The 10,849-nt window shown below is 71.3% G+C and carries 8 protein-coding genes and 1 pseudogene; 7 read left to right on the top strand and 2 right to left on the bottom strand.

Translation table 11 applies throughout. The features are described from left to right. Positions 1-249: hypothetical protein (locus tag GT354_RS42415; protein WP_161362166.1), on the bottom strand; the 249-nt coding region annotated here is incomplete at its 3' end. A 190-nt stretch (positions 250-439) separates the two neighbouring features. Further along, positions 440-2,752, bottom strand: a complete 2,313-nt coding sequence (gene secA2, locus GT354_RS42410) for an accessory Sec system translocase SecA2 (protein WP_161354088.1) — start codon at positions 2,750-2,752, stop codon at positions 440-442. A 512-nt stretch (positions 2,753-3,264) separates the two neighbouring features. Between secA2 and lanA the strand changes: the two genes are divergently transcribed. The 7 genes and pseudogenes from lanA to GT354_RS53080 form a co-directional block, all read left to right on the top strand. Beyond that, a complete protein-coding gene (lanA, locus tag GT354_RS42405; RefSeq protein WP_237534230.1) occupies positions 3,265-3,438 on the top strand; it encodes an SCO0268 family class II lanthipeptide in 174 nt (57 codons plus the stop codon). Positions 3,439-3,514: 76 nt separating this feature from the next. Continuing rightward, on the top strand, positions 3,515-6,856 hold the full coding sequence (locus GT354_RS42400) for a lantibiotic dehydratase (RefSeq protein WP_161354087.1): 3,342 nt from the start codon (positions 3,515-3,517) through the stop codon (positions 6,854-6,856). Then, on the top strand, positions 6,849-8,168 hold the full coding sequence (locus GT354_RS42395) for a lanthionine synthetase C family protein (RefSeq protein WP_161354086.1): 1,320 nt from the start codon (positions 6,849-6,851) through the stop codon (positions 8,166-8,168). The genes GT354_RS42400 and GT354_RS42395 overlap by 8 nt, the downstream gene beginning before the upstream one ends. 201 nt (positions 8,169-8,369) lie before the next feature. Then, on the top strand, positions 8,370-8,783 hold the full coding sequence (locus GT354_RS42390) for a PPOX class F420-dependent oxidoreductase (protein ID WP_161354085.1): 414 nt from the start codon (positions 8,370-8,372) through the stop codon (positions 8,781-8,783). A 95-nt stretch (positions 8,784-8,878) separates the two neighbouring features. After that, positions 8,879-9,361, top strand: a complete 483-nt coding sequence (locus GT354_RS42385) for a VOC family protein (RefSeq protein ID WP_202512909.1) — start codon at positions 8,879-8,881, stop codon at positions 9,359-9,361. Then, entirely contained in the window at positions 9,262-10,221 is a 960-nt protein-coding gene (locus GT354_RS42380; RefSeq protein WP_202512908.1) for an AMP-binding protein, read from the top strand. The genes GT354_RS42385 and GT354_RS42380 overlap by 100 nt, the downstream gene beginning before the upstream one ends. 65 nt (positions 10,222-10,286) lie before the next feature. Then, positions 10,287-10,849 (top strand): annotated as a pseudogene (locus GT354_RS53080) (non-ribosomal peptide synthetase); the annotation flags it as partial.

Genomic DNA, 10,849 nt, shown 5'->3' with positions numbered 1-10,849 from the left:
AGTCGGCCAGGCGTCGTCGTCGACGGGGAGCAGTTCCAGCGCCTCCGCGACCAGTTCGACGGCCTCCGCGAGGGCCGGCCCGGCGCCGCCGGCCAGCCCGTCGGCGCAGCGCGCCCGGCCCCGCTCGCCCAGCTCCCGCGCGCGTTGCACGTCCGCGTCGCCGTCCACCACCCGCACCCCCGATTCACCGAAGGCAACCGTACCGGGGGTGACGTGGGGCCCTCGCGCCGTCGTCGGCAGGGACTTCACACCGGCATTACCGGCGCGTAACTCGACTGCCGAGTCACCCACTCCGGCGCCGTCCCCCGGCGCCGGTTCGCCATGCACCTCGCCGATACCCGGGCGCACGTAAGGGCGACGGCCCGCCGACCGACTCGACGGCCGTCGCCCCGCCGAACACCCTCGATGCCGGCAACATCGGCAACACCCCCGATGCGGCCTAGTCGTTGCGCGAGGCCGGGCGGATCAGGCCGCGTAGGTAGGCGGCGACTCGGTCGTCCGGGGTGCCGAAGGGGTTGTCGGTGACCATGTAGGTCCAGGTCGAGGTGGGGCGGTGGAGGCCGGAGCGAGTGGGGTCGAGGCCGGCTTCGGTGATGTGGGCGGTGCGCAGGCGGTCGGCGGCGGCGGTGTCCACACGGGTGGTGAAGTCGGCGAAGGCGCGCCGGGTTTCGGCGTGGAAGGCGTCGAGTGGGCTTTGTCGCCCGAGGGCGCGCAGGTGGATGCCTTCGCGGAGTTCGGCGGTGAAGGCCAGGTGATCGCTCCACGCGCGGTCGAGTTCGTACAGGAGGATCTCGCGGGCGGCTTCGGCCAAAACCGCTTCGCCGACCGTGTCGGTCAGTTCCGCCCAGCGCTGCGGGCAGCGCTCTTCGAGGACGGGTCGGGCTTCGTCGCCCTCCAGGATGCGCCGGCGCCGGTCGAGTACCTCCACCCGCTGGAGGTGGAGCTGTTGGTTGTAGCGCCACGTCGTGCGGTGGGTGTCCGACAGGGCGCCCTCCGCGACGCGTTGGGCGTGCTCGACGTGACGGCGGGCGGCGGCGTCGAAGACCCGGCCGTCCTCGTCGACGCGCGACAGCCGCGGCGGGTCGGGGGCGTGCCGGGTGATCGGTTCGTCGTCCAGGCTGGTGAGGAAGATCGACGTGCCCGGGTCGCCTTGGCGACCGGCCCGCCCGCGGAGTTGGTCGTCCAGGCGGCGGGTGTGATACCTGCCGACACCGATCACCAGCAGGCCGCCGAGCTCGGCCACCCGCTCGTGGTCCGCGCCGTCGGGGCCGCCGAGGCGGATGTCGGTGCCGCGGCCCGCCATCTGCGTGGAGACCGTGATCGCGCCCACGGCCCCCGCGCGGGCGATGATCGCCGCCTCCTGGGTGTCGTCGCGCGCGTTCAGGATCGCGCAGTCCAGCCCCGAATCGCGCAACGCGTCGCCGATTCGCTCCGACGTGGACACGTCCGGAGTGCCCACCAGGACCGGCCGTCCGCTCGCGTGCGCGCGCTCGACCACCGTGATCAGCGCCGCGTCGCGGCTCTTGCCGTCGATGTACAGGCGGTCGTCCTCGTCGACCCGTACGCACGGCACGTTGGGGGGCAGGTCGCCGGTTTCGAGGCGGTAGAACTCGCGCAGTTGCTCGGCCACGACGACCGCCGTGCCGGTCATCCCGGCGACGGTGCGGTAGCTCGCGATCAGGTCCTGCACGATGAGCTGGTCGAGGATCTCCCCCCGGGGCCCGCCGGTCAGGCCCTCCTTGGCCTCCACCGCGGCGTGCAGGCCGTCCGGCCACTGTTGGCGACGGGCCAGGCGGCCGCGGTTGGTGTCCACGAGGCTGATGCGGTCCTCGGCCACGACGTAGTCGACGTCACGGTGCAGCAGCGCCCGTGCGTACAGCGCGACGTTGATCCGGGAGAGTTGCTCGCCCATGCCGACCGCGTACAGGTCGTCCACTCCCAGAACGCGTTCCACCTCCACCAGACCCTCGTCGGTGAGGTGGACGGTGAGCCGGTCGGGTTCGCACTCGTAGTGCTTGCCCTCGACCAGATCCGCGACCGCGTGCGCCGCCCGCGCGTCGCCCGCCCCCGCCTCGACACCCCCGGCCAGGACGAGTGGAATCCGAGCCTCGTCGATCAGCACCGCATCGGCCTCGTCGACGATCGCGACATCGGGAGGGGGCAGCACCGCCCTCGTGGCGTCGGTACGCAGTCGATCACGCAGCGTGTCGAATCCCACTTCGCCCACGGCCACGTGCACGATGTCGCGGCGATAGGCGTCGCGCCGCTGCTCCCACGTGGAGTGCTGGTCCACACAGCCGCCGGTCAGCCCGAGCAGGTCGTAGACGGGCCCCATCCACTCGGCGTCGCGGCGGGCCAGGTAGTCGTTGACGGACAGGACGTGCACCCGCCGCCCCCCGAGCGCGAATCCGGCGGCGGCCAGCGCGCCGACCAGGGTCTTCCCCTCGCCGGTGGCCATTTCCACCACCGTCCCGCGCAGGAGACTCAGGACGCCTTCGAGCTGAACGTCGAAGGCCCGCTCCCCCAAGGCCCGCCGCGCGGCCTCACGGCCCAGTGCGCACACCTCGACGTGGTCGTCCGTGCCGCGCGCGGCCTGTGCCGCCGCCCGAAGCCCGGTCGGGGACAGCTCCCGCAACGCCGCCTCCCGCTCCCCCGCGCGCGCGACCGATCGCCCCAGTGGTCCGGCGCCCACGCTCCCCGCCCGACCCAACAATCGTCGTACCGACCGCGTGAGTGCACCGGACGAGCCCACTGGGCCTCCCTACCTCGCACGCAGGCTCTGCCCGAGAGCGCGCCTCGCTCCCGTCGTGGCCTGCTCACGGCCGACCGACGATGCGTTGCGGCGCGTACCCCCGACCGTACGTCATCGAAAATCGAAACCCGAAGGACGAAGGACGAAGGACGCAGAGGGCGAAAGGATGCAGAGGGCCGAGATGATCGCGGCACGCGAAAACGAGCGGGCGGGCGGAGTACGACAGCGCGGCACGCGCGTCGCCGGGGTCGTCTCGGCCCGATCACCGTGCTCGCAAACCGTGGCAGCCCCCGCCGGCCACGTTCGAACGCCGGGTGACGTTCACCCGGCGTCCTCGCAGAGTATGTACCGAATTCGTGCCGCACCAAGGCGATTTCAAGCCGACGGTGTGACCGGAAATGATCCTTGTGAATGATCTCTTCCGCCGCTTACGGTCCTGAACGAGATCAAACAGATCTCGACCTTTCACCGCGCACATCCAGCTGCGGCGACCGATCACGGGGAGTGTTCCCATGAACGACAAGGTTCTGTTCGAAGACCCGACCGACATGGCCGAACCCACCGACCTGGACCTCGACGTCCGCATCGTCGAGAGCGACCTCGCCTCGACCAACTTCGGCACGAGCGGCGACTACACGTCACCGAGCACGTACGGCGTGCAGTCCAGGTGTCCGCTCTGCTGCTGACCTGTGAAAACCGGGGGCGGGCGTTCCGCCCGTCCCCGGGTCGGTTCTCCCGGCCGAGCGCCGGTGACGCGGGGGCATGGGGCCAGTGCGCGACAAGGCTTTCGAGAACGACGCTTTCGGCGACGAACCTTTCGGGGGTAAGGCCGGCGACCACATCGTCGAGGACGTGTTCGAGCCGGCCGAGCCGCTGTTCGTGCGGATGGCGAGCGTGCCGAGTACCGAAGTCGGCGGCGCGGCCGGGACCCGCGACGCGGACACCGCCGCGGGTATCGCGCGCGTGGTCGCCGACCCACTGCTGCGCGAGGCGATCCGCGTCGCGAGCGGCAGCCTGTCCGATTCCCTCGACAAGCTCGACGCGGGCATCGATCCCGGGGCCAAACGGCTGGCCGGCACCGCCCTTTCGGTCACCCGCTACGCACTGCGACTGGGCGGACGGCCGACCCCGTTCGGGCTGTTCGCGGGCGTGGGTACGGCGAGCCTGGCTCCCGCGACACGCGTGACGGTTCGCGGTCCGGGACCCAAGGCGGCGCGTCTGGACGGTGCTTGGCTCGATGCCTGGGTGCGTGACCTGCTCGCGGTTGCCGAGGTCAGAAGCCGCGTCGACGTCGTCCTCGACGACCGCAGTCGGACTCGGGACGGACGGCTCGTGTTGCCCGGGCCCGAACGCGAGACGTCCGTGCGCCGCAACGCCCTGGTGGCGTGGGTGTGCGACGCCGCCGAGTTGCCCGTCGGCTACAACCGCCTGCTGGCCCGAGCCGCGGAGACCTTCCCCGAGGCGACGCCCGCGAGGATCGAGGGTCTACTCGCGCAGTTGGTCCGACACGGCTTCCTGATCACGTCGATCACCCCGCACCGGATCGACGACGCGCTGCTCGATCGGATCGAGGCCGCGACGACCGCGCTCCCGGCCGCGGCGGGGCGGTTGCGCACGATCCGGGCCGCGCTGTCGGTGTACGAGAAGACCGAGGCCGGCGCGGGCGGCGAAGCGTGGCGCCGGTTGAACGAACTCGTCGACACCGACGGCGTTCTCGCGCACCCGCCGGTCCAGGTGGACCTGCGGATGGATGCCGACGTCGCGTTGCCCCATGCCGTCGGTGCCGAGGCCCGCCGCTACGCCTCCGCGATGTGGGCCATCTCCGCCGACTGGGTCACCCACGCCCACATGCGCGAATACCGGAACCGGTTCATCGAGAAGTACGGCACCGGCGGCGCGGTCCGGTTGGCCGAACTCGTCGACCCACACCGCGGCTTGGGATTCCCCACCGGCTACCGCGACGGATCCGCGGCCGACGGCACGAACGTCTCGACCGGCACGCCCCCCACGCTCTCGCGCGAACGCCGCTCCCTGACCGCCGAGTTGGTCCAGGAGGCGCTGCTTCGAGACGATCTCGAACTGCGGCTCACTCCCGAGCTCGTCGACCGGCTCGCCGCCGCGACACGCGACGCGCCCACGGCCACCGGCGCCGGCGGCGGCGGCGTCGCGGACGAGCCGCCGCGCTCGTTGGAGGTGTGCTTCCAACTGCTCGCCGACAGCGCCGCGGCCCTGGATCGGGGCGACTTCCGGCTGATCGGCACCCCGCACGCGGGCTCGTGGGTGGCCGGTGCGATGGCCGGCCGATTCGCCGAACTGACCGAAAGCACGACGCACCTGTCCCGATTGATCCGTGCCGGCGCCGAGACGGACGGAGTGTTGCCCGCACAGGTGCTGTTTCGCCCGCACGCCGTGCGCGCGCTCAACATGATCCAGGTGCCGAGACTGCTGTCGCACGAGATCCCCGTGGGCGTGTTCGCCGACCGTTCCGACCCCGGCTGTCTGGACTGGCGCGACCTGCTCGTCGGCGTGGACGAGGGCGGCATGCTGCTCACCCTCGCGCGGACCGGGCAGCGGGTGTTGCCCGTGGTTCCGCACATGCTGGCGCTCGATCGCGAAGCGCCGGAGGTCGTGCGCCTGCTCGTGGACATCGTCTTCGGCCGGGCCCGGACCTGGACGGGGTGGGAGTGGGCGGGCCTGGAGACGCTGCCGCTGTTGCCGCGCGTCACGCTCGGCCGGGTCACCGTGTCGCCGCGGCGCTGGGTACCGGATCGCACGCTGCGCGACGCCGCCCGCGATCCGGGTTCGGGGGCATGGGATCGCGCGCTCGGCGCGTGGCGGGAGCGGTATCGGGTGCCGGACCGAGTACGGATCGCGAACCTCGACCGGGTCTACGGAATCGACCTCGCCGACGCCTGGCACCGCACGCTGCTGCGGCACGAGGTGCGCAAGGAGGGTCGGTTCGCCCTGTTCGAGGACGCGACCGAGGGCGGGCGCGGATTCGGCTGGGCCGGCGGACACAGCACGGAAATCGTGGTGCCGATGACTCGCCGGCGCCCGGCGGAACCGAAGCCGAGGCCCGCGGCGAAGCCGAAGCCCGAGGCGAAGGCCAAGCCCGAGGCGAAGGCGCGGACCACCGGGGCCGTCCGACAATCCGTGCCCCGTTCGGCCGCGGGCTCGTCGGCGCGAGCGCGGACCGTCCGGGAGGCGTTCGAACGCACCTACCATCTCCCGGGCGAGGACTGGCTCTTCGCGAAGCTGTATGCGACGCCCGACACGCACGACGAACTGCTGCGTACCCACCTGTCGCCGCTGCTGCGTGACGTCGGGGAGCACGTCGACCGCTGGTTCTTCATGCGTTACGCGGACCCGGAGCCGCATCTTCGGCTCAGGTTCCACGGCGACCCGGCCACTCTGCGGACTCGGGTCCTGCCCGAACTGGCGCGTAGGGCAAGAGAGATGCGGACGGCCGGGGCGATCCGCACGATGGTGCTCGACGGGTACGAACCCGAGTCCACGCGCTACGGCGGCGAGGCGGCGATGCCACTCGCCGAGGGGTTGTTCGAGGTGGACAGCGCGTCCGCCCTCGCGCAACTGCGGTTGCGCGGCGCGGGGCGACTCGCGCTGCCCGACGAGGTGTTGATCGCGGTCAACAACGTCATGCTGCTGGAGTCCCTCGGGGACTGGGACTGGTGTTCGTGGGTCGACCACGCGTTCGCGCCGGGTCCCGAGCAGGTCGTCTTTCGCCGACATCGAGCCCTGGCACGCGAGTTGATCCGCCCCGGTCGTACCGCGGTCACGTTCGCCGAGCGGCTCGCGGCACCGGGCCTGACGTGGCTGTGGACCGAGACGCCACAACCGCGCGCCTACGGCGAGGTCGTGCTGTCCGACGCCGGGCGGGCGCCCGCACACGTGGACCACGACACGGCGATCCTGGGGCTGCTGCACATGCAGCACAACCGGCTGCTGGGGATCGACCGGGCCCGCGAGTATCGGGGCCACGCGATCCTGCTCGGCATGGCTCGCGACCACCTGGGCCGCGCCGCCCACGCGGGCGACGTCCGGCCCGGCAAGGCCCGTTCCCAGGAGGGCGGTTGTCATGGGTGAGCCTTTGCACGCCGCGCGGGCCCGGGTGGTCGTCGCGCGGGTATTGGACCGGTTGGCCGATCCCGAGGCGACCGCCGCGGACACGCTGATCCCCGGCTCGGCTTGGCCCGAGGGCGTGGACCTGCCGCTGTGGATAGACCTGTCGCTGTCGAGCGGATATCCCGGCGTCTCGCTGGCGTTCGCCGGCACGACTCCACAGGGGGGCAGCCACACCGCCCACGCGCACACGTACCTGACCCGCGCGATGGCGGCGCTCTCGGCCGGCGAACACCCGCCGGCCGGGATCTACTCGGGGCCCGGTGCCGCGGCCTACGCGGTGTTGGTCGCGCACCGGGCCACCGGCGGCTACGTGTCCGCGCTGGAGCGGCTCGACGACCACCAACGGCGCCTGGTCCGCGGCGCGCTCCCCGCGGTGGGCGATCAACCCCTGACCACGAACGGCGCGTTCGAGGTGGTGCGGGGCATGAGCGGGGTGGGCCGCTACCTCCTCGCCCGCGGCGACGGCTGCGCGGACGAACTGCGCCTGGTGCTGTCCTGGCTGGTCGCGCTCGCCGACGGCGAGATCGGACACCGGGGACACCGGGTGCCCCGCTGGTGGACCACGGCCGCCCCCAAGCTCGGCCAGGAGGTCGAACTCCCGGACGGACACCTGAACCTGGGCCTGTCACACGGGATCGCCGGCCCACTCGCACTGCTGTCCCTCGCGTGGCGGGAGGGCGTCGTGGTCGACGGGCAACGCGAGGCGATCGAGTCGATCGCCGCCCTGCTCACCCGCTGGGCCGTGCCCGACCCGGACGGTGGCGGTGTGTCGTGGCCCGGCTACGTGACCCTCGACCGCTGGGCCCGGGGCCCGGGGACGACGGGTACGCGGCAACGCCCGTCGTGGTGCTACGGCGTACCGGGCGTCTCCCGGGCGGTCCAGTTGGCGGCGCTCGCGCTCGGTCGCGCCGACTGGCACGACCTGGCCCGCCGCTCCCTGATCGGCCTGCTCGACGCCCCGGTCGAGACCTGGGTCACCGACGATCCGGCGCTGTGCCACGGGTGGGGCGGCCTGTTGCACGTTCTGGGCCGGATGAACGCGGAATGGGACGACCCGCGGTTGACGCGCGTGTGCGACGAGTTGGCGGCGGTGGTGATCGGTCGCTTCCGCGACGAGTACCGATTCGGGTTCCGCTCGACCATGACGCACGTCGCGGAGGGCGCCGACGTCCCGGCGTTCCTGGAGGGCGCGGCGGGCGTGGCGGCGGCGCTGGACGCATACGCTCACGGCCGCGCCGCGGCCGGGTGGGACGAGGCGCTGCTGGTGGCGTGAGTGGCCGACCCACGCGGGCGTCGAGCCACGCGGAGCTTGGTCCACCCACGCGTCGAGGGCGAGACTCCTCGACGTCACATGCCGCGGGACCTTGACGTCAAGTGCGCTTGAAGTTCTACGGTCGGCCCCGGATCCGGAAGGAGCTCGGCGGACCGACCCGCCGCTCCCGATTCCGGCGGCCACGGACGGAGCGCACTCACGATGACCTACACCGACACAGAACGCGCCTACCTCGCCACTCGGAGTCTGGGCCGGCTCGCCACCGTCAACCCCGCCGGCGTCCCGCAGGTACGACCGGTGGGTTTCGTGCTCAACACGGACGGCACCGTGGACATCGGCGGCCCCGCTCTCAGCGCGAGCCTGAAGTGGCGCAACGCCGAGACCAATCCGCACGTCGCGTTCGTGGTGGACGACATGACGCCCGACGAGCCGGGCGCGTATCGGCCCGGCTGGGGACGCGGCGTCGAGATCCGCGGTCGCGCGGAGCTGCTCACGGATCACGAACCCCCGTTCGCCCCCGAGTTCTTCAGCAACGAGGTGCTGCGCATCCACCCGGAACGGGTGATCGGCTGGAACCTGGAGGGCCACGGAAACATCGCACGCGACGTGCGCTGACCTCGGGCGGCCGGGGTACCGCCGGGCGGGGCACACGGACGCGTGTTCCGGCCCGTCGTCGGCCCGATGTCGGTCCCCGTCCCTAGTCTGGCCCGATGACGATCCGCCGTGTCGTACCCAGTGTCTCGGCCACCGAACTGGCCCCCAACCGCGAGTTCTATCAGGACTTCCTCGGCTTCGAGCCGGCCATGGACGAGCCGGGTTTCCTGATGTTCCGGTCGCCGATCAACCCCACCGCGCAGCTCATCGTGGTGACGCCGGACTGCGACTGGGACGCGCAGTCCGGCACCACGGCGATGTCCATCGAGGTCGAGGACGTGGACGCGGCCTACGCCCAAGCGCAGGCCCGGGGCTACGAGATCGTCCACCCGATCACCGACGAGGCGTGGGGCGTGCGGCGTTTCTTCGTGCGCGACCCGAACGGCCTCGTGTTGAACATCAACATGCATTGGAGCGTGACCCCGATCGGGTTGCCCTGGTGGGTGATCAGGAGACGCTGTCGTACGGGGAGTTCAACCGCCGCGCGAACCGGTTGGCGCATTGGCTGGTGGAGCAGGGTGCGGGCGCCGAGCGATTGATCGCGCTGCGGATCCCGCGTTCCGTGGATCTGATGGTGGCGATCTACGCGGTGGTGAAGGCGGGCGCGGCTTACCTGCCGGTGGATACCGAGTTGCCCGGGGACCGGGTGCGCAGTGTGCTGGACATCGCGCGGCCGCTACTGGTGTTGGACGGGGTGCTTCCGGAGGTGTCCGGGTATCCGGAGACGAATCCGGTGCGGGTGTTGTCACCGGACAATGCCGCGTATGTCATCTTCACCTCCGGGTCCACCGGTGGTCCCAAGGGTGTTCAGGTGTCGCACCGGTCGATCATGAACCGGTTGGCGTGGGGCCTGGCGCACTTCGACGTGGGGGTCGAGGACCGGGTGCTGCTGAGTACGTCGGCGAGTTTCGATGTGTCGGTGCCGGAACTGTTCGCGCCGTTACAGGTCGGGGCCGCTGTGGTCATCGCCCGTCCGGACGGACGCAAGGACCCCGCGTATCTGGCGGAGTTGATCCGGCGGGAGAAGGTGACGGGTGCGGATTTCGTGCCGTCTCTGTTGGAGGCGTTCGTTGCCGAGCCGTTGGCCAAGGAGTGCGTGAGCCTGCGGTGGATGGAGGTCGCGGGGGAGGCGTTTTCGGCGGTTCTGGCGAACCGGGTTGTGGGTGCCCTGCCGAATTGCGGTGTGCACAACCTGTACGGCCCGACCGAGGCCGCGGTTGAGGTCTCGGCGTGGCAGCACGTGCCGGGTGCGGATCGGGTGCCGATCGGTGCCCCGATCTGGAACACCCAACTGTACGTGCTGGACGCCGCGTTGCGTCCGGTCGCGCCCGGGGTCGCCGGGGATCTGTATCTGGCGGGTGTCGGTTGGCGCGGGGTTATCTGGGCCGGACACCGTTGACTGCGAGCCGGTTTGTCGCCTGTCCCTTCGGTGAGCCCGGCGGGCGGATGTATCGGACCGGGGATGTGGCGCGGTGGGACAGGGACGGTCAGGTCGAGTTTCTGGGGCGTACCGATTTCCAGGTGAAGATCCGCGGCTTTCGGATCGAACTGGGTGAGATCGAGCAGGTACTGACCGGGTGCCCCGGTGTGGCGCAGGCCGTGGTGGTGGTGCGGGAGAACCAGGAGGGCGACAAGCGCCTCGTGGGGTACGTGGTGCCGGGTTCGGATGGGGCGGTGGTCGACGACGGCACACAGGTGGACGAGTGGCGTCAGGTCTACGACGAGGGTTATGCCGATTCCGGCGACGAGGCGTGGGGTGAGGACTTCCGGTTGTGGAGGTCTTCGTACGACGGTGAGCCGATTCCGTTAGAGCAGATGGCGCAGTGGCGGGATGCGGCGGTGGCGCAGGTGTTGCGGTTCTCGCCGCGTCGGGTGTTGGAGATCGGTGTGGGGTCGGGTCTGTTGTTGGCGAAGATCGTGGGTGAGGTCGAGGAGTACTGGGGTACCGATATCTCGGCCACGGTGGTCGAGCGGGTGCGGGCCCAGGCCGAGCGGGCCGGCTACGGCGATCGGGTCCGGCTGAGTGC

Source organism: Streptomyces sp. SID3343, assembly GCF_009865215.1.
Classification (GTDB): domain Bacteria; phylum Actinomycetota; class Actinomycetes; order Streptomycetales; family Streptomycetaceae; genus Embleya.
This window is presented reverse-complemented; position numbering and strand designations above follow the sequence as displayed.

Excerpts from the sequence above, each read along its gene's own strand:
- lanA (WP_237534230.1), top strand. The coding sequence starts at position 3,265 with ATGAACGACAAGGTTCTGTTCGAAGACCCGACCGACATGGCCGAACCC.
- GT354_RS42400 (WP_161354087.1), top strand. The coding sequence starts at position 3,515 with ATGGGGCCAGTGCGCGACAAGGCTTTCGAGAACGACGCTTTCGGCGAC.
- GT354_RS42395 (WP_161354086.1), top strand. The coding sequence starts at position 6,849 with ATGGGTGAGCCTTTGCACGCCGCGCGGGCCCGGGTGGTCGTCGCGCGG.
- GT354_RS42390 (WP_161354085.1), top strand. The coding sequence starts at position 8,370 with ATGACCTACACCGACACAGAACGCGCCTACCTCGCCACTCGGAGTCTG.
- GT354_RS42385 (WP_202512909.1), top strand. The coding sequence starts at position 8,879 with ATGACGATCCGCCGTGTCGTACCCAGTGTCTCGGCCACCGAACTGGCC.